Here is an 18,335-nt window from a genome sequence, read left to right as displayed (position 1 = left end):
AGCGGCGGGAGTTAGGAGAGATTAATTGTTGATCACTGTTTTGCTGGTAGTCGCCAGCACGTCCTGTCTGCTGACTTGGTTGTTGAGGCGCTACGCCCTGGCTAGCAGCCTGATGGATATCCCCAATGCACGCAGCTCACACTCGGTGCCTACACCTCGCGGTGGCGGTGTGGCCATCGTGGTGTGCTTCATCCTTGCCGTGTTCGGCCTAGCGTTACTTGGTCGAGTCGACAGTGCTACAGCCTTTGCATTGGGCGGGGCAGGCGGGCTGGTGGCTGTGGTTGGCTTTCTTGACGATCACGGGCACATCGCGGCTCGCTGGCGGCTGCTCGGCCATTTTGCGGCCGCTACCTGGGCGCTTTTCTGGCTGGGTGGCCTGCCGGCAATCAGTTTGTTTGGCTCCGTGGTCGATCTAGGCTGGTTCGGCCATGTGCTGGCAGCCATCTATCTGGTCTGGTTGCTCAACCTGTACAACTTCATGGACGGCATTGACGGTATCGCCAGTGTGGAGGCCATCTGCGTTTGTATTGGAGGAGCCTTGCTATACGTCTGGCTCGGAAATGCCGATGGCTCACTGATTATCGTCTTGTCGCTGGCAGCCGCCGTGCTCGGCTTTCTGATCTGGAATTTCCCTCCGGCTCGTATTTTCATGGGCGATGCGGGCAGTGGCTTTCTGGGCATTACGCTCGGTGTTCTGTCCTTGCAGGCTGCTGCTGCGTTTCCTCAGTTGCTGTGGGCCTGGCTGATATTGCTCGGCGTGTTTGTCGTCGACGCGACCTTCACCCTGCTGCGTCGGCTAGTACGTGGCGATCGGGTTTACGAGGCCCACAGAAGTCATGCTTATCAGTACGCCTCGCGTCATTACGGTCGCCATTTGCCTGTCACCTTGGCGGTGACCGCGATCAACCTGTTATGGCTATTGCCCATCGCACTGTGGGTCGGGTTGGGTGGCGTGGACGGAACTATTGGATTGGTGATGGCCTATCTTCCGCTGGTCTTCCTGGCCATCAAGTTCAACGCCGGGTCTTTGGAGCCTAAATGATCGACAACACATTGCTGATACTGGGAGCCGGGGGGCATGGCAGGGCCGTTGCCGAGGCGGCTTTGGCATCCGGCCAGTGGCAGTCGGTTCGTTTTCTGGACGATCGCTGGCCGGGCTTGAGCGAGCTTTATGGGATACCGCTTGTCGGCAAGCCTGATGATCTCAGCGCTCATGCTGGCTCTGGCAATGCAGCGATTGCCGCCGTTGGCAACAATGCCCTGCGTGAACGGTGGAGTCAGCTGATCGAGTCTGCTGGGCTGCCGTTGGCGACCGTCGTCCATCCAAGGGCCTTCGTCAGCGACGATGCCGAGGTGGGGCGCGGCGTTGCCGTAATGGCGATGGCGATGGTTGGCGTAGGTGCCATCCTGGGGCAGGGTGCTATCGTGAACGCGAACGCCACCGTTGACCATGATGCGGTGCTGGGCGCTTACGCCCACCTCGGTGTCGGCGTACAGCTTGCCGGAGGTGTAAAGGTCGGTGCCAGAGCCTGGCTGCAGGCCGGCTGTTGCGCTGGCTATCATGTAGTGGTCGAGGAGGGTGCGGTGCATGCACCCGGAACGGCCTTGAAGTGTTGAATCGTTACCGTGAGATGGTTTAGAACCATTCATGCTTGTGCTGCTGGGTGTGAACCTGGCACTGGCTCGCTATAGGGATATGAGGTGTCGTTGTGTTGAGGTTTGCTGAGCTGCTACGTACTCGCCTGGTACGGCTGCGCCGTCGTCAGAAGCGCCTGATTCAGGTCGCCATCGACGTGATGTTGGTGTGGGCTGCACTGTGGTTGGCTTTTGTCGTTCGCCTCGGGGATTTCGAAGAGGTCTATCCGCTGGACGGGCACCTATGGCTTTTCGCGCTAGCACCTCTTATCTCCATTCCAATGTTCATCCGTTTCGGTATGTACCGGGCCGTGATGCGGTACTTCGGTACCGAAGCACTCATTGCCATCGCCAAGGCCGTGTCGCTATCCGCCTTGATTCTGGCGCTGGCCATTTACTGGCATCAGGATGCACGCGCAGTAATCCCACGTTCCATGGTGTTCAACTACTGGTGGCTGAGCATCATGCTCATCGGTGGGCTGCGTTTGGGGATGCGGCAGTTCTTCATGGGCCACTGGTTCGCCGCCGATCAGCCGTTCAAATTGAGTAGTCGCGATGCCGGGTTGCCGCCTGTCGCCATCTACGGTGCAGGCTCGGCGGGCAATCAGCTGGCCGCCTCCTTGCGGCTGGGCCGCTCGATGAGGCCGGTCGCGTTCATCGATGACGACTCGAACATTTCCAATCGAATCATTGCCGGTCTGCGTGTCTATTCGCCCAAGCATATTCAGCAGATGATCGATGAAACGGGCGCCGTCGAGATATTGCTCGCGCTGCCATCCGTTTCTCGTACTCGACGCCGCTCGGTATTGCAGCTACTCGAACAGTACCCGCTACACGTACGTTCGGTCCCGGGCTTTATGGATCTGGCCAGCGGTCGTGTGAAGGTCGAGGATGTTCAGGAGGTCGACATCGCAGATCTGCTTGGGCGAGACGCCGTTCCCCCACAGCGCGAGTTGTTCGAACGATGCATACGCGATCAGGTGGTCATGGTCACCGGGGCGGGTGGCTCGATTGGCTCCGAGTTGTGTCGGCAGATCCTTGGCTCCGGGCCAAGAACGTTGCTGCTGCTCGAGCATGGCGAATTCAATCTTTACTCCATCCACAGTGAGCTGGAGCAGCGGATCCGCCGCGAGTCTTTGCCCGTTCGCTTGGTGCCCATTCTCGGTTCGGTTCGTAACCAGAATCGCCAGGTCGAGCTGATGCGCGCCTGGGATGTGAATACGGTTTATCACGCAGCAGCCTACAAGCACGTGCCAATGGTCGAGCACAATGTCGCCGAAGGCGTTTTGAACAACGTGTTTGGTTCGATGTGCACGGCCCAGGCTGCGTTACGCGCAGGCGTCGAACATTTTGTGCTGATCTCGACCGACAAGGCAGTTCGTCCCACCAACGTCATGGGCAGCACCAAACGTCTCGCGGAAATGGTGCTGCAGGCGCTGAGCGAAGAAACGGCGCCAGTATTGTTCGGTGATAAAGAAGGGCTGCATCAGGTCAACAAAACCCGTTTCACCATGGTGCGTTTTGGCAACGTGTTGGGCTCATCGGGTTCTGTGATCCCACGCTTCTACGAACAGATCCGCAAGGGCGGACCGGTTACCGTCACTCATCCGAACATCACCCGCTACTTCATGACGATTCCCGAGGCCGCGCAACTGGTGATCCAGGCCGGCTCCATGGGGCAGGGTGGAGACGTGTTCGTACTGGACATGGGGCAACCCGTGAAGATCGCCGAGCTGGCCGAAAAGATGATTCATCTCACAGGCCTCAGTGTGGCTTCTGATCACAACCCCAGCGGCGATATCGCCATCGAGTTCACGGGGCTGCGTCCTGGTGAGAAGTTGTATGAGGAGCTGCTGATCGGCGACAACGTGAGCCCTACCGATCACCCGATGATCATGCGCGCCAACGAAGAGCACCTGCCTTGGGAAACGTTCAAGATCGTCATGGCGGATTTGCTCAAGGCCGTGGAGCAAGACGATTACGATCGCGTACGGCAATTGCTGCGTGACACTGTCTGCGGCTACACCCCTGAGGGCGAGATCGTCGACTGGATGCATGTGCGTCGTGCAGCCAAGAAGCCACTGGTTTAACGCGCTTCTACTGCCGCGGAAAGACGATCCCCATCGTTGCGCTAGCTTGCAACGATGGGGATCGTTGTTTTAGTGCTTGGGCTTCAGCCCTGTAGCCTGGCGTGCAGCGGTTGGTTTGCGGTGCACTAGCTCTAAGGCCATGCCATGTTTCAGCCCTCTGGCAAGCAGAGTGGTGACGGTCTGACTACTCACCTCGAGCTCCTCCCTGAACCTGTGATATCGCTCGCCGGTATAACACCACCAATTCATTCAGCAGTGCATTGGCTGCCAGCGAAGCCGCGAGTATTCGCAGGTAATCGGTTTCCAGCTGCTCCTGAATGACGAGATCATCCAGCAGCTCTCTCAGCATATCGGCACGCAGTTCGGCATCCGCCTGGGCGGGGCAGGCCTTGTAGCTGGTGACGCGGGCTGGGCTCGGGCGTGACGGGAAGGGCAGTACGCGGCCTGGTGAATCAGCCATGGTGCACCTCCTGGGGGGAGGTCATTGGCGTAGTTTTGCGGGGTGGGTGGTGCTCTGAACTGAAAGCGAGGTAGCGCATTGTCCTTATGCTCCTTGAACGATTGAGTGCCAGACAAGCCGAGGCCTGCCTTGAACGGCGTGCCCAAAAATGCGGTAGCACGGCAATCGATACCGGCTAGGCAATTGGACGCACCGCGTCTCGAACATTCAGGTTGCTACTCCCGGTCACGGGATAGACCGTGACGGGCGCACTCTAGCTCGCGGGGTAGGTGATGGCAACCTTTGCAGCCGCCAGATAGAGGGGGCGGCAACGCTCAGCTGCCGATCGGTGAGCAGAGTTCGATCAGCGTGCCGTCCGGGGCGCGGATATAGGCGACGGTTTGGCCCCAGGGTTTTTGAATGGGGGCGCTGAGTTCCGTCGCACCTGCGGCGATCGCTTGTTGGTGTGCACCGGCTACGTCTTCCGTAACCAGCCCGATTTCCATGCCCAGCGGCTGGATGGACGTGTCGGCTCGCACGTGTCCACCCGGGAAGTTCATATCGCCGAGTTCGTGTGCGGCGAAGGCAAGCGTGGTGGCACCGGTGTCCAACTCGCCGTAGGTACCGGACTCGTGCAGAAAACGTTGTTCCAGGCCGAATGCCTGTTTGAAGAAGGCCAGCGAGGCCGCGACGTCCGGCACGTAGATGATGGTGTATCCCAGCTTCATGGTGAGCTCCTTGCCGTTGGAAACGTGGTGGGCAGGTTACCGCGTTTGGCTGCTGGCGTAAGGGGTGGTGGTTTCGGAGAGGCTGACCTCGCTCCGTTAGGACGTCTCGGCTGAACGTGGATCGCTGGCAAGCCAGCTCCTACATCGGCTCAGCTATCAACGCGATCGCGTAGGTGCCAGCTTGCCGGCGATGCGATGGTGGGTGTATTGCGCCATTCGCGCCAGCTACGCCACCCGACGCCGACGCGAGGGGGGCCAGACTGCAAGAATAGCGAGTGGCCAACAATCGCCGGCAAGCCAGCTCCTACATGGGCTCAGCTATTATCAACGCGATCCGTAGGAGCCGGCTTGCCGGCGATGCGGTGGTGGGTGTGTTGCGCAATCTGCGCTGCCGATGAGATTCGCCGCGAGGGCATGGCTCCTACGCTGGCTTAGCTTTCTCTATCTCTATTGCCTACCAAGCTATCGACGGTCGGCACGCGGGTGTCCGTTTCCATCTGCGCATCGTGTTCCAACTGGTGGCTGAAGCGCTCCAGGGAGCCGTTTTCCGGTTGTGCGTCGCTGGCGAATACCGGTGGGCTGAGCAGGTAGGCGCCGAGCAGGCGGGAGAGGGCGGCGAGGCTGTCGATATGGGTGCGCTCGTAGCCGTGGGTGGCGTCGCAGCCGAAGGCGATCAGCGCCGTGCGGATATCGTGGCCGGCGGTAACGGCGGACTGGGCATCGCTGTGGTAGTAGCGAAACAGGTCGCGGCGTACCGGGATCTCGTTGTCGCTTGCCAGGCGCAGCAGTTGGCGTGACAGGTGATAGTCGTAAGGGCCGCCGGAGTCGTGCATCGCCACGCTGACGGTATGCTCGGTGGAGCGTTGGCCGGCGGCTACCGGGGCGATGTCGATGCCGACGAACTCGCTGACGTCCCATGGCAGGGCGGCGGCGGCGCCGGAGCCGACTTCCTCGGTGATGGTGAACAATGGATGGCAGTCGATGGGGGGTTCCTGGCCACTTTCGACGACCGCCTTGAGCGCGGCGAGCAGTGCAGCGACGCCGGCCTTGTCGTCGAGGTGGCGGGCGCTGATATGGCCGCTTTCGGTGAATTCGGGCAATGGGTCGAAGGCCACGAAATCGCCGACCGATACGCCGAGGCTCTCGCAGTCGGCGCGACTGGCGACCAGGGCGTCCAGGCGCAGTTCGACGTGATCCCAGGAGATCGGCATCTGGTCCACTTCGGTGTTGAAGGCGTGCCCGGAGGCCAGCAGTGGCAGTACGCTGCCGCGCAACACGCCATGGTCGCTGAACACGCTGACGCGGCTGCCTTCGGCGAAGCGGCTCGACCAGCAGCCGATGGCCGTCAGGCACAGGCGACCGTTGTCCTTGATTTCGCGAACCATGGCGCCAATGGTGTCGAGGTGCACGGATACCGCACGATCCGGGCTGTAGCGGCGGCCCTTGAGCGTACCGCGGATGGTGCCGCGGCGGGTCATTTCGAAGGGGATGCCGATTTCGCTTAGGCGCTCGGCGACATAGCGCACGATGGTGTCGGTGAAACCGGTCGGGCTGGGAATGGCGAGCATTTCCAGCAGTACTTTCTGCATGTACTCGAGGTCGGGTTCGGGAATTTGCGACATGGGATCTCCATCTGTGACGGGGACGGGCCGCCGAGTGGCGTCAGTCTTGGGTGAATGCTTCGACGCCGGTCGACGGACGGTAAATTCGGGCCTGTGTTACATGCTGACCTGCGATGGCGGTGAGGGTTTCAACGATGCTTTGCAGGTACGGCAACATCGGTTCGCACGACGGCGACGTTGCTACCCGTCATGGGTTGCCTCCGTGTTCAGGGGGCGCGACCTTCCGACGAGTGATGTCGGCGACCCCCGATACTGCGGTAAGGCCGCGATCATTATTCGCACCTGGGGCGCCGCCCCTACAGAATGCCTCCCAACTGGCAGATACCTCCGGTATCACGCGTCATGCTCAATCGCCTACGCCATGGCTGAGGGGGAACAGCAGATCGATGAAGCGTTCAGCGGTCGGCTGTGGTTCGTGGTTGGCGAGGCCGGCACGTTCGTTGGCTTCGATGAACACGTGCTCGGGCTGATCCGCAGCCGGCACCAGCAGGTCGAGGCCGACCACGGGGATGTCCAGCGCACGGGCGGCCTTGACCGCTGCTTCGGCAAGCGTCGGATGAAGAATGCCGGTGACATCCTCGAGGATGCCGCCGGTGTGCAGGTTGGCGGTCTTGCGCACGGCCATGCGCTTGCCCTGGGGCAGTACGCTGTCGTAGTCGAACCCGGCGGCATGCAGGGTGCGCAGGGTCTCGGCATCCTTGGGGATGCGGCTTTCACCACCGGTAGCCGCCTGGCGTCGACGACTTTGCGCGTCGATCAGGTCGCCGATGGTGTGGCGGCCGTCACCAAGCACTTCCGCGGGGCGACGAATGGCGGCGGCCACCACCTCGAAGCCGATCACCACGATGCGCAGGTCGAAACCTTCGTGATAACTCTCCAGCAGCACACGCTCGTCGAAGGGACGGGCGCGTTCGATGGCTGCCTGCACATCGGCCGGCGTGCGCAGGTCGACCGCCACGCCCTGGCCCTGTTCGCCGTCTACCGGCTTGACCACCAGACTGCCGTGCTCGGCGAGAAACGCTGCATTATCTTCGGCACTGCCGGCCAGGCACTGGGCCGGCAGGCTCAGGCCGGCGCGGCTGAGGGTGCGATGGGTCAGGCGCTTGTCCTGGCACAGGGTCATGGTCACGGCGCTGGTCAGGTCGGTCAGCGACTCGCGGCAGCGGATGCGACGACCACCCTGGCTGAGGGTGAAGAGGCCGGCTTCGGCATCATCGATATGGGCATCGATGCCGCGGCGCCGTGCTTCGTCGACGATGATGCGCGCGTAAGGGTTGAGGTTGTCGTCCGGGCCGGGGCCGAGGAACAGTGTCTGGTTGATGCCGTTCTTGCGCTTGATGCTGAAGGTCTGCAGCTCGCGGAAGCCCAGCTTGGCATACAGCTTCTTGGCCTGGCCGTTGTCATGCAGTACAGACAGGTCGAGGTGGCTGAGGCCTCGGCTCATGAAGTGCTCGACCAGGTGACGCACCAGGACTTCGCCGACGCCGGGGCGGCTGCAGGTTGGATCGACCGCGAGGCACCACAGGCTGCTGCCGAGTTCCGGGTCGTGGTAGGCCTTCTGATGATTTAGGCCCATCACGCTGCCGATCACGGCGCCGCTGTCTTCATCTTCGGCGAGCCAGTAGACCGGGCCGCCCTGATGCCGTGGGGTCAGCTTCTCGGTGTCGATGGGCAGCATGCCGCGGGTCTGGTACAGGCAGTTGATCGCCTGCCAGTCCGCTGGCGTCTGCGCGCGGCGCACGCGGAAGCCGCGAAAGCCACGACGGGCCTGACGATAATCGCTGAACCACAGGCGCAGGGTGTCCGACGGATCGAGAAACAGTTGTTGCGGCGCCTGGGCCAGCACCTGCTGCGGTGCAGCCACGTAAAGAGCGATGTCGCGTTCGCCGGGCTGCTCGCTGAGCAGCTCTTCGGCCAGCACCGAAGCATCGGGGAAGGTATGCCCGATCAGCAGTCGACCCCATCCGCAATGCACGATCTGCGGCTGGCTGATGCCATCGCCGTGTTCTTCGGCGAAGCGGGCCTGCAGGCGCTCGTAGGAGGGGGATTGGCCTCGCAGGAGGCGTTGATTGTGGGCAGTGGCTCGCATTGGAGAATGTTCCTTTGCTTTCGCATGTCCGGCATGTGCCGGCGATCGGTTGACCTGTCTGCTGATCCGTATCGAGGCGGATTCGGCCATTCCTGTTGGGTTGCGGGGGAGCCACTGGCTCCCCCGTCCTCGCTTACAGCCCCTGTTCGCTCAGCCACAGGTTGAGTGCTGCCATCTGCCACAGCTTCGAACCGCGCAGCGGGGTCAGCTGGCCTTGCGGGTCGGTCAGCAGGCGGTCGAGCATCTGCGGGTTGAAGATGCCGCGGTCATGGGCCGGGTCCACCAGCAGGTCGCGAACCCAACCGAGCGTCGCGCCCTCCAGGTGCTTGAGACCCGGCACCGGGAAGTAGCCCTTCTTGCGGTCGATGACCTCGGAAGGGATGACCTTGCGCGCGGCTTCCTTGAGCACGTACTTGCCGCCTTCAGGCAGTTTGTACTGGCCCGGGATGCGCGCGGACAATTCGGCCAGGCGGTAGTCCAGGAATGGCGTGCGGGCCTCGAGGCCCCAGGCCATGGTCATGTTGTCGACGCGCTTGACCGGGTCGTCGACCAGCATCACCGTGCTGTCCAGACGCAGCGCCTTGTCCACGGCCGCATCGGCGCCCGGCTGGGCGAAGTGCTGGCGGACGAATTCGCCGGCCACGTCATCGGTCAGCCAGGCGGGTTGCACGCAAGCTGCGTATTCGTCGTGCTCGCGGTCGAAGAAGGCTTTGCGATAGGCGCTGAAGGCGTCTTCGGCACCATCGACCAGCGGATACCAGTGGTAGCCGGCGAACAGCTCGTCGGCGCCTTGGCCGCTTTGCACCACCTTGCAGTGCTTGGCCACTTCCCGGGAGAGCAGGTAAAAGGCGATGCAGTCGTGGCTGACCATCGGCTCGCTCATGGCGCGGAAGGCCGCTGGCAACTGATCGAGAATCTCGTTCTCGCCGATGCGTAGCTGGTGATGCTGGGTTTCGAAACGTTTGGCGATCAGGTCCGAGTACTGAAACTCGTCGCCACGCTCGCCACCGGCATCCTGGAAACCGATGGAGAAGGTCAGCAGGTTCTCGACGCCCGCCTCGCGCAGCAGGCCGACCAGCATGCTCGAGTCGACACCGCCGGAAAGCAGTACGCCGACATCGACCGCTGCACGCTGACGGATCGAGACCGCCTCGCGCATGCCGTCGAGTACCGCATCGCGCCACTCGTCGAAACCGTAATTGGCTTCGTCGGCGCTCGGGCCGTAGTTCAGCGTCCACCAGACCTTCTGCTCGACCTTGCCATTGACGTCAATGCGCATCCAGGTGGCAGGCGGCAGCTTCTCGACACCGGCAAGAATGGTCCGGGGCGCCGGTACCACGGCGTGGAAGTTGAGGTAGTGGTTGAGGGCGATGGGGTCGAGGGTCTTGCCGATGTCGCCACCCTTCAGCAGGGCCGGCAGGCTGGAGGCGAAGCGCAGGCGCTCCTTGGTCTTGGAGAGATAGAGCGGTTTCACCCCCAGGCGATCGCGGGCGACGAACAGCTGCTGGCTGTCGCGCTCCCAGATGGCGAAGGCGAACATGCCGTTGAGCTTGGGCAGCAGGTCGGCGCCCCAGGCGTGATAGCCCTTGAGCAGCACCTCGGTATCGCCGCCGGAGAAGAAGCGGTAGCCGAGCTGTTCCAGCTCGCCACGCAGTTCCGGATAGTTGTAGATGGCGCCGTTGAAGACCATCGACAGGCCGAGGTCGTTATCGATCATCGGCTGGCCCGAGGCTTCGGCGAGATCCATGATCTTCAACCGACGGTGGCCGAAGGCGACGGGGCCGCGGCTGTGGAAGCCATGGGCGTCGGGGCCACGCGGGGCGAGGTGGTGAGTGATTCGTTCGACAGCAGCCAGGTCGGCCGGTCGGTTATCGAAGCGTAGTTCGCCTGCTATTCCGCACATAGTCTATAAAGCCCTCGTGTTTCCCGGGCTCTGTTCCTCCTTAACTGCAGTCCGTACCAGTTGTGTACCGGTTCTGAGTTCCAGCACGCCCCATGGCGTACCGGAGATGATCGCGCATCTGTGTGACCGATGTACGCCTGCGGCAGCACGCCAGTCCCGAGCTTTTTTCGAGTCACCTCGGCGCAGGAATGTTCAATTAAATGAACGGCTATTGGCATACGGAGCAGGGGGCGAAGGAGTGGAATGCGTTGACAGCGCCGAAGTCGCGGTATGGCCACTACCCTTCGTGGCGGGGGGGGGGCGCTCGTACAGGTATGCGGCCTGCGATCCTGCAGGTGCCGCGCACCCATGATCAGCGCTCAGCCCTGGCGGATCAGTTGCCGAAGCATGAAACGATTGGGATGGCAGGCCTCGGCGACGTCCAGCGCGACCGGAAGCGGTTCGTCGTTCAGCCAGGCGGCGATCAGTTCGCCGGACAGCGGTGCGGTGATCAGTCCACGGGAGCCGTGACCGCTGTTGATATACAGACCCTCCTGCCAGGGGCAGGGGGCCTGCGGCACCTGGCGGGCGTCGCGCGCCAGCACCGCGTAGGCTTCGGCAAAGGCACCAGGCTCTGCCAGTGGTCCGACGATCGGCAGGTAATCCGGGCTGGTGCAGCGAAAGGCCGCACGACCCTGCAGCGTATCGGGCTCGAGCCTGTCGACCTGCAGGCGTTTGGCCAGATCGGCGGAGATTTCTCTGAGCAGCTCCAGATTGCTGGCGTGTTCGGCAGCACTCGGCGCCAGGTCGTCGCTGGCGAAGTTGAAGCTGGCCCCCAGGGTATGTTCGCCGTTGCGCGGCGGTGCCACATAACCTTCCGCGCACACCACCGTACGCAACGTTGCGCTTTCAGGGGACGCCGGCAGCCGAGTGATCTGCCCGCGAATGCGTTTGAGTGGCAGCTGCGCGCTCTGTTCGAAACGGGTGATATCCGCCGCCCCGCAGAGCACCACCACCGCAGCCCTGGCAATCAGTTGCTCGCCGCCCCAGGCCTGCCATTCACCGTCTGTGCGTTTGAGCTGCAAGGCGTGCCGACAGCCCTGCAGATGCACATTGGGATGGCTTATCAGATGCTGGCAGAGCGCAGGCGGGTGCACCCAGCCTGCGTCGGGATAGAACAGCCCGCCGCTGGCCAGTTCGATACCGGCGCGGCGCTCGGCCTGTTCGCGATCCAGCTGGGTCAGCAGCGTCTCGGCAAAGGCGCCGGCGAGTTTGCTCTGGCGCTGCGTCTCGCGCTCATCGAAAGCCAACTGCAGCACGCCGCAGTTGTCCCAGTCCCGGCCTTTCTGCAGGCGCTCGAGCAGCCGGCGGGTGTAACCGAAACCATCGACGATCAGCCGCGACAGCGTGGTGCCATGGGCGGACAGCTTGAGGTAGAGCACGCCCTGCGGATTGCCCGAGGCTTCCTCGGCGATGGCCGCGTGCCGCTCGAGTAAATCCACCTGCCAGCCGCGGGCGGCAAGGCTGGCAGCGGTGGCGCAGCCGGCCAGCCCGGCGCCGATCACCAGGGCTCGGCGCTCGCTGGGGCGATACCCGGGGCGGGCGAACCAGGGCTTGCCCGAGGGGCTCGCCGCCGCGTCGAAGGTGCCGCGCATGACCTCCCATTTCTTGCCGAGGCCGGGCACGCGTTTCATCTGGAAGCCTGCCGCGCTGAGCGCACGGCGAACGTAGCCGGTGGCCGTGAAGGTGCCGAGGGTGGTGTGCGACGTACTCAGCCGGGCCAGTTCGGCGAACAGCTCGGGCGTCCACATCTCGGGGTTCTTCGACGGCGCGAAACCATCGAGGAACCAGGCGTCGATACGCGCATCGAGCTGCGGCAGCATGGCTGTGGCGTCACCGATCAGCAGCGTCAGCACCACGCGGCCGGCGTCGAATACCAGGCGCTGGAAGCCCGGGTTGAGCCCCACATAGCCTGCGAGCAGCGGCTCGCTGTAGCGCTGCAGCGATGGCCACAGGGCGAGTGCACGCTGCAGATCGGCCTGGCTGAGGAGATGTTTTTCAACGCTGACGAAATGCAAGCGTGCCCCGGCTGGCGCCTGCCGTTCGAACAGCTCCCAGGCGCAGAGGAAATTCAGGCCGGTGCCGAACCCCGTTTCGCCGATCACCAACTGCTCGCCAGGTTGCAGCGCGGCGAAGCGCTGCGGCAGATCATTGTTGGCCAGGAACACGTAGCGGGTTTCTTCCAGGCCATTGTCCCGGGAAAAATACACATCGGCGTATTGGCGCGAAGTGGGCTGGCCCTGCTCGTCCCAGTCGAGTTGTGCGTATTGATCGGCCATGGCAGGACTCCGGAGCGGACAGGGCGGCGATTCTAACAGGCGGGTGATGGTGTTGTGGCGCCAGGCGCGCAGCATTGCGCGGCCCGCTTCGAGCGGAGCGATGCCCGAGAGCGTCTCGACGACGCTGCTTGCACTGGAACATCAACGCCACCTAGGCTGGGCGTACATGTCAGGAAGAGGTGCTTATGTTCGAATCTGCCGAGATCGACCACGTCATCGACAAGGCCACCTTCGAGGCCGAAGAGCAGGTGCTGCGCGAGGCTCTGCTCGAAACGCAATACGCCTTGCGCGAGCAGGGGCGCCTGGCGGTGATCATTCTGATCAACGGTATCGAAGGGGCAGGCAAGGGCGAGACGGTCAAGCTGCTCAGTGAATGGATGGATCCGCGGCTGATTCAGGTCAGTACCTTCGATCAGCAGACCGACGAAGAACTGGCGCGGCCGGCCGCCTGGCGCTATTGGCGGCAATTGCCGGCCAAGGGGCGGATCGGCATCTTCTTCGGCAACTGGTACAGCCAGATGCTGCAGGGCCGCGTGCACGGAGACCTGAAGAAGGACGACCTCAACGCTGCCGTCGACGGCGCACTGGGCCTGGAGCAGATGCTGTGCAACGAAGGCACGCTGATCTTCAAGTTCTGGTTCCACCTGTCCAAGAAACAGATGCTGGTGCGCCTGAAGACGCTGCGCGATGACCCGCTGCACAGCTGGCGCCTGAGCCCACTGGACTGGCAGCAGTCGAAGACCTACGACAAGTTCGTGCGGGCTGGCGAGGACGTGTTGCGTCGCACCAGTCGCGACTATTCACCCTGGTACATCGTCGCAGGCGCGGATGCCAATTACCGTAGCCTGACCGTCGGGCGCATTCTTCTCGACGGCTTGCAGGCAGCACTGCGTGGTACCGGCGAACGCGCGCCCTTGCCCCATGCCACGCCGCTGATGACCCGCACCGACCAGCGCAGCCTGCTCGACAGCCTGGACATGAGCGTGCGCCTGAGCAAGGTCGACTACCGTGAGCAACTGACGCGTGAGCAGGCGCGCCTGGCGCAGTTGATGCGCGACAAGCGCATGCGGCGTCATGCTCTGGTGGCGGTGTTCGAAGGCAATGACGCGGCTGGCAAGGGCGGGGCGATCCGTCGGGTCGCCGCCGCGCTGGATCCCCGCCAGTACCGTATCGTGCCAGTGGCGGCGCCGACCGAGGAGGAACGCGCCCAGCCTTATCTGTGGCGTTTCTGGCGGCATGTTCCGGCGCGTGGCAAATTCACCGTGTTCGACCGTTCCTGGTATGGACGGGTACTGGTGGAGCGGGTCGAAGGCTTCTGCGAACCGGCGGACTGGCTGCGCGCCTACGGTGAGATCAATGATTTCGAGGAGCAGCTCAGCAACGCCGGGGTGGTGCTGGTGAAGTTCTGGCTGGCCATCGACGAAAACACCCAGTTGATGCGTTTTCGCGAGCGCGAGGCGAACCCCGTCAAGCGCTTCAAGATCACCGAAGAGGACTGGCGTAACCGCGAGAAATGGCCGCAGTACCGCGAAGCCGTAGGCGATATGGTCGACCGTACCAGTACCCGCCTGGCGCCCTGGACGCTGGTAGAAGCCAACGACAAGCCGTTCGCCAGGGTAAAAGTGCTGCGTACCCTCAACGATGCGCTGGAAGCGGCATTCGAGAGGGACAAGCGGTAGGGAAAGGGGGGGCCGCGGGCGTTATCCCGCGTGGTCGCAGCGCTGCCTGCGCCGGGTTTCTGGTTTGATGAGTGCCGTTCAGCGCCGATCCGGCAAGGTCTTCTGCCTGAGGATGTACAGGCTGACCAGCACGGCGCTGGTCAGCATGAACGCCCGCGCCCATGGCAACGGCACCAGCCAGCAGGAAATGCCGATGCTCGACCACATCAGCGAGATGGCATAGACCTTGGCCTTGCGTGGGATGCCTTGGCCTTCCAGGTAGTCGCGAATCCATGGGCCGAGCCGTGGGTGCTGGACCAGCCACAGATAGAAGCGCCGCGAGCTGCGCATGAAGCAGGCGGCGGCCAGTAGCAGAAAGGGTGTGGTGGGCAGTACCGGCAGGAAGATGCCCAGCACACCCAGAGCCACGCTCAGCCAGCCGAGGGCAAGCAGGCTGTAGCGCAGCAGGGGATTGCGGGTTTCGCAGGGTTCGCGCGCCATATCGATGGCGTCGCCATCAATGGTGGCGTGGCTTGAGCAGCGCCGGTTTCTCTTCAGGGGCGTTGCACAGCAGGAACAAGGCGGTGAGCAATTCCGGAATCTGCTCGATCATGCTGTTGACCAGGTCGCGGTCACGGGCAATTTCGGCGAACTCCGGTTGCTCGTCGAACAGGCCCGAGCCGACCATGATCGGCAGCAGCAGCTCGCTGACTTCATCTTCGGCATCGTCGAACCACACCGCCTCGCGCAGGAACACGCCTTCCATGAAGCCGATGCACCAGCCGCGCAGATCGGAATCATCCGGTTCGTCGCCCAGATCCAGCTCGCAGGGTACTTCCGGCTCGTCGTCGCTGGCCAGTTGACGGGCGATGTGCGCCTGCAACTGGACAAGGGTGGCTTCGATGTCATCGCGCTCTTCGTCGCTGCGGTAGTGCGGCGGCTCCGAGAAGAGGGCATCGATCCACTCGCGGGTCTCGATCTTGTCCGGGCAGATGGACAGCGCGGTCAGGTAACCGTGTGCGGCGACATAGTCCAGCGCTTCTTCATGCAGATCATCGGCATCGAGGAAGGCTTGCAGGCGGGACAGTTGCTCGGCGAAGGACATCGGTGGCTACCTTGAAAAAGTAAACGAGGCTGGATTCTAGCAGGCTGCTGAAAAACTATCTGCGTTGCCGTTGCTTCGTCGAAACAGGCTCGTCAAGGCACCCGCGACTCCGACACCGTCTCACCTGCTTTCCGCGGAGCCGCCACCGGTATCGCACCAACTGCCTCGCCTGCGTTTTTCAACGACCTGTTAGAGCAGACCAACCAGCCCGACCAGAGTTGCAGGCAAAAGGGCGTGCCAAACGCTAAAAAACGCATCGGTTGCCCGTGGTCGCGAGACACTTGCGTATAATGCCCCGCTCGATTCGGAGACCCTACATGCTCGAGCAGGCGCAACGCATCCTCAAAGACGTATTCGGCTATGACAGCTTCCGTGGCCGGCAGGGTGCGATCATCGAGCGCGTAGCCAGCGGTGGCGATGCGCTCGTATTGATGCCGACCGGGGGCGGCAAGTCGCTGTGCTTCCAGGTGCCTGCGCTGCTGCGCGATGGCCTGGCCGTGGTGGTCTCTCCGCTGATCGCCCTGATGGACGATCAAGTAGCGACGCTGGAAGAGCTGGGCGTGGCAGCGGTGGCGCTGAACTCCACCCTGGAAGCCGATCAGCAGCGGGATATCGCCGAGCGTATTCGTCGCGGCGAGATCAAAATGCTCTATCTCGCCCCGGAGCGCTTGGTGCAGCCGCGCATGCTGGCGTTCCTGCAGCAACTGCGCATCGCCCTGTTCGCCATCGACGAGGCCCACTGCGTGTCCCAGTGGGGGCATGACTTCCGCCCCGAGTACCTGCAACTGGGACAACTGGCCGAGTCGTTCCCCGAGGTGCCACGCATCGCCCTGACCGCGACCGCCGACATGCGGACCCGCGAGGAAATCGTCACGCGTCTGCATCTGCAGAATGCCGAGCGATTCCTGTCCAGTTTCGACCGTCCCAACATCTTCTACCGTATCGTGCCCAAGGAGCAGCCGCGCAAACAGTTGCTGGCATTCCTGGCCGCGCGCAAGGGGGATGCCGGTATCGTCTATTGCCTGTCGCGCAAGAAGGTCGAGGACGTGGCGGGGTTCCTGACCGAGCAGGGTTTCCCGGCGCTGCCTTATCACGCCGGCCTGCCGGCCGAACTGCGTGCCTACAACCAGAAGCGCTTTCTCAACGAGGAAGGCCTGATCATGGTGGCGACCATCGCCTTCGGCATGGGCATCGACAAGCCCAACGTGCGCTTCGTCGCGCACCTCGATCTGCCCAAGTCGCTGGAAGCCTATTACCAGGAAACCGGCCGGGCGGGCCGCGATGGTCTGCCCGCCGATGCCTGGATGGCCTATGGGCTGCAGGACATGATCTTCCTCAAGCAGATGCTGGCTAACTCCGAAGGCGACGAGCGCCACAAGCGGGTCGAGCAGCACAAGCTCGATGCGATGCTGGCGCTGTGCGAGGAAACCCGCTGTCGTCGCCAGGTGCTGCTGGCCTATTTCGACGAGGAGCTGCCGCAGCCCTGCGGGCATTGTGACAACTGCACCGACGGCGTGCAGACCTGGGATGCCACCGAACCGGCGCGCCAGGCGCTGTCGGCCATCTACCGCAGTGGCCAGCGTTATGGCGTCGGCCATCTGGTGGACATTCTGCTCGGCCGTGACAACGAGAAGATGCGTGGCCTCGGTCATCAGCACCTCTCTGTTTTCGGTGTGGGCAGTGCGCTCAGCGAAGGCGAGTGGCGCTCGCTGTTTCGTCAGTTGGTGGCTCGTGGCCTGGCGGATGTGGACCTGGAAGGCTACGGTGGACTGCGCCTGTCAGACAGCTGCCGGCCCTTGCTGCGTGGCGAGGTGACGCTGCAACTGCGCCGCGACCTCAAACCGCAACAGACTGCCAAGGCGTCGGGCAGCCCTGCACGCCAACTGGTGCGTGGCGACGAGCGCGAGCAGTGGGAAGCCTTGCGTGCCCTGCGCAAGCGTCTGGCCGAAGAGCATGCCGTGCCGCCTTACGTGATCTTCCCGGATGCCACCCTGTTGGAAATGCTGCGCAGCAAACCCACCACGCTGGCGGAAATGGCCCGTGTCAGCGGGGTGGGGGCACGCAAGCTGGAGCGCTATGGCGATGCCTTCCTCGAGGTGCTCGCTGGCAGCGAAACGCCGCTGCCGGTAGTGGACCTGCGTCACGAGTTGGTCAGCCTGGCCCGTGCCGGGATGACCCCCGCACAGATCGCCAGCCAGCTCGGTTGCAGCCAGAAGAGCGCCTACTCGCTGCTCGCCGAAGCAATCGCCGAGCAGCAGATTTCCCTCGAACAGGCCCTCGATCTGCCCGAAGAGCTGCTCGATGAGATTCAGGATGCGTTTCTCGATGGTGAAGGTGAGTTGCCGCCTGTGGCGCAAATCAGTCCGCTGTTCGTTGGGCGTGTGGAAGAGGGCGTGCTGCATTGTGTGCGTGCTGCCCTGCAAGCCGAATTCGAAGCCTGATCGGCGATAGGGTCGCGACAACGGTCATGTGTCGGCCAGGGTGGTAGATGTGCCCGAGACGGCGAACGGGGTAATCGTAATGGGGTATGGCAGCCATGTGGCGAAAGCGGCCTGTCGTAGGGTGGACGACGCTTTACCCGTCCACCGCTCTGCAATCGTAATGGTGGATGAAAAGAGCGTCATCCACCCTACGGGGTGAGCGTCCGCTTGCGCCTTTGAGCAGCCACTCAGCCTGTTCGCTCGGATACGACATTTGATCTGTGATGTGGCACTAGCGCCACGACAGACTCTTGTCTCGCAACGACGG

General features: G+C 62.9%; 13 protein-coding genes. 5 read left to right on the top strand and 8 right to left on the bottom strand.

From position 1 onward, the window contains the following. Nucleotides 1-31 precede the first annotated feature (31 nt). From BLR94_RS20335 to BLR94_RS20325, 3 genes are all read left to right on the top strand, one after another. Nucleotides 32-1,042, top strand: a complete 1,011-nt coding sequence (locus BLR94_RS20335) for an MraY family glycosyltransferase (protein WP_373565150.1) — start codon at nucleotides 32-34, stop codon at nucleotides 1,040-1,042. Continuing rightward, the gene (locus BLR94_RS20330; RefSeq protein ID WP_084307844.1) at nucleotides 1,039-1,617 is read left to right on the top strand and encodes an acetyltransferase; all 579 of its coding nucleotides are present in this window, start codon (nucleotides 1,039-1,041) and stop codon (nucleotides 1,615-1,617) included. The genes BLR94_RS20335 and BLR94_RS20330 overlap by 4 nt, the downstream gene beginning before the upstream one ends. 92 nt (nucleotides 1,618-1,709) lie before the next feature. Further along, entirely contained in the window at nucleotides 1,710-3,725 is a 2,016-nt protein-coding gene (locus BLR94_RS20325; protein WP_042554008.1) for a polysaccharide biosynthesis protein, read from the top strand. Nucleotides 3,726-3,909: 184 nt separating this feature from the next. Here the strand turns inward: BLR94_RS20325 and BLR94_RS20320 are convergent, their stop codons facing one another. The 6 genes from BLR94_RS20320 to mnmC form a co-directional block, all read right to left on the bottom strand. After that, nucleotides 3,910-4,185, bottom strand: coding sequence for a hypothetical protein (locus BLR94_RS20320; protein ID WP_042554009.1), 276 nt, complete (start codon nucleotides 4,183-4,185; stop codon nucleotides 3,910-3,912). A 314-nt stretch (nucleotides 4,186-4,499) separates the two neighbouring features. Next, nucleotides 4,500-4,892, bottom strand: a complete 393-nt coding sequence (locus BLR94_RS20315; RefSeq protein ID WP_084307845.1) for a VOC family protein — start codon at nucleotides 4,890-4,892, stop codon at nucleotides 4,500-4,502. Nucleotides 4,893-5,323: 431 nt separating this feature from the next. Then, the gene (locus BLR94_RS20310; RefSeq protein WP_084307846.1) at nucleotides 5,324-6,514 is read right to left on the bottom strand and encodes an osmoprotectant NAGGN system M42 family peptidase; all 1,191 of its coding nucleotides are present in this window, start codon (nucleotides 6,512-6,514) and stop codon (nucleotides 5,324-5,326) included. A 346-nt stretch (nucleotides 6,515-6,860) separates the two neighbouring features. Then, nucleotides 6,861-8,603 (bottom strand): N-acetylglutaminylglutamine synthetase, encoded by a 1,743-nt coding sequence (ngg, locus tag BLR94_RS20305; protein ID WP_084307847.1) that lies wholly within the window; start codon nucleotides 8,601-8,603, stop codon nucleotides 6,861-6,863. Between the two features lie 133 nt (nucleotides 8,604-8,736). Then, nucleotides 8,737-10,506, bottom strand: coding sequence for an N-acetylglutaminylglutamine amidotransferase (locus tag BLR94_RS20300; protein WP_084307848.1), 1,770 nt, complete (start codon nucleotides 10,504-10,506; stop codon nucleotides 8,737-8,739). Between the two features lie 359 nt (nucleotides 10,507-10,865). Continuing rightward, complete coding sequence (gene mnmC / locus BLR94_RS20295; protein WP_084307849.1) at nucleotides 10,866-12,824, bottom strand: bifunctional tRNA (5-methylaminomethyl-2-thiouridine)(34)-methyltransferase MnmC2/FAD-dependent 5-carboxymethylaminomethyl-2-thiouridine(34) oxidoreductase MnmC1; 1,959 nt, start codon at nucleotides 12,822-12,824, stop codon at nucleotides 10,866-10,868. A gap of 185 nt (nucleotides 12,825-13,009) precedes the next feature. Here mnmC and pap point away from each other — a divergent pair, with 185 nt between their 5' ends. Continuing rightward, nucleotides 13,010-14,503, top strand: coding sequence for a polyphosphate:AMP phosphotransferase (gene pap / locus BLR94_RS20290; protein ID WP_084307850.1), 1,494 nt, complete (start codon nucleotides 13,010-13,012; stop codon nucleotides 14,501-14,503). 78 nt (nucleotides 14,504-14,581) lie between these two features. On the opposite strand, the gene BLR94_RS20285 is transcribed toward pap, so the two are convergent. Together BLR94_RS20285 and BLR94_RS20280 are read right to left on the bottom strand one after the other, a co-directional pair. Continuing rightward, the gene (locus BLR94_RS20285; RefSeq protein WP_084307851.1) at nucleotides 14,582-14,983 is read right to left on the bottom strand and encodes a YbaN family protein; all 402 of its coding nucleotides are present in this window, start codon (nucleotides 14,981-14,983) and stop codon (nucleotides 14,582-14,584) included. Between the two features lie 16 nt (nucleotides 14,984-14,999). Further along, complete coding sequence (locus BLR94_RS20280) at nucleotides 15,000-15,587, bottom strand: UPF0149 family protein (protein WP_084307852.1); 588 nt, start codon at nucleotides 15,585-15,587, stop codon at nucleotides 15,000-15,002. 317 nt (nucleotides 15,588-15,904) lie between these two features. Here BLR94_RS20280 and recQ point away from each other — a divergent pair, with 317 nt between their 5' ends. Then, nucleotides 15,905-18,028: a DNA helicase RecQ gene (recQ, locus tag BLR94_RS20275; RefSeq protein WP_084307853.1), complete on the top strand. Its 2,124-nt coding sequence runs from the start codon at nucleotides 15,905-15,907 to the stop codon at nucleotides 18,026-18,028. Nucleotides 18,029-18,335 lie beyond the last annotated feature (307 nt).

The sequence above is a fragment of the Phytopseudomonas flavescens genome (assembly GCF_900100535.1).
GTDB classification, from domain to species: Bacteria; Pseudomonadota; Gammaproteobacteria; order Pseudomonadales; family Pseudomonadaceae; genus Aquipseudomonas; species Aquipseudomonas flavescens.
This window is presented reverse-complemented; position numbering and strand designations above follow the sequence as displayed.

Coding starts and splice junctions, on each gene's coding strand:
- BLR94_RS20330 (WP_084307844.1), top strand. CDS start 1,039: ATGATCGACAACACATTGCTGATACTGGGAGCCGGGGGGCATGGCAGG.
- BLR94_RS20320 (WP_042554009.1), bottom strand. CDS start 4,185: ATGGCTGATTCACCAGGCCGCGTACTGCCCTTCCCGTCACGCCCGAGC.
- BLR94_RS20315 (WP_084307845.1), bottom strand. CDS start 4,892: ATGAAGCTGGGATACACCATCATCTACGTGCCGGACGTCGCGGCCTCG.
- BLR94_RS20310 (WP_084307846.1), bottom strand. CDS start 6,514: ATGTCGCAAATTCCCGAACCCGACCTCGAGTACATGCAGAAAGTACTG.
- ngg (WP_084307847.1), bottom strand. CDS start 8,603: ATGCGAGCCACTGCCCACAATCAACGCCTCCTGCGAGGCCAATCCCCC.
- BLR94_RS20300 (WP_084307848.1), bottom strand. CDS start 10,506: ATGTGCGGAATAGCAGGCGAACTACGCTTCGATAACCGACCGGCCGAC.
- mnmC (WP_084307849.1), bottom strand. CDS start 12,824: ATGGCCGATCAATACGCACAACTCGACTGGGACGAGCAGGGCCAGCCC.
- pap (WP_084307850.1), top strand. CDS start 13,010: ATGTTCGAATCTGCCGAGATCGACCACGTCATCGACAAGGCCACCTTC.
- BLR94_RS20285 (WP_084307851.1), bottom strand. CDS start 14,983: ATGGCGCGCGAACCCTGCGAAACCCGCAATCCCCTGCTGCGCTACAGC.
- BLR94_RS20280 (WP_084307852.1), bottom strand. CDS start 15,587: ATGTCCTTCGCCGAGCAACTGTCCCGCCTGCAAGCCTTCCTCGATGCC.
- recQ (WP_084307853.1), top strand. CDS start 15,905: ATGCTCGAGCAGGCGCAACGCATCCTCAAAGACGTATTCGGCTATGAC.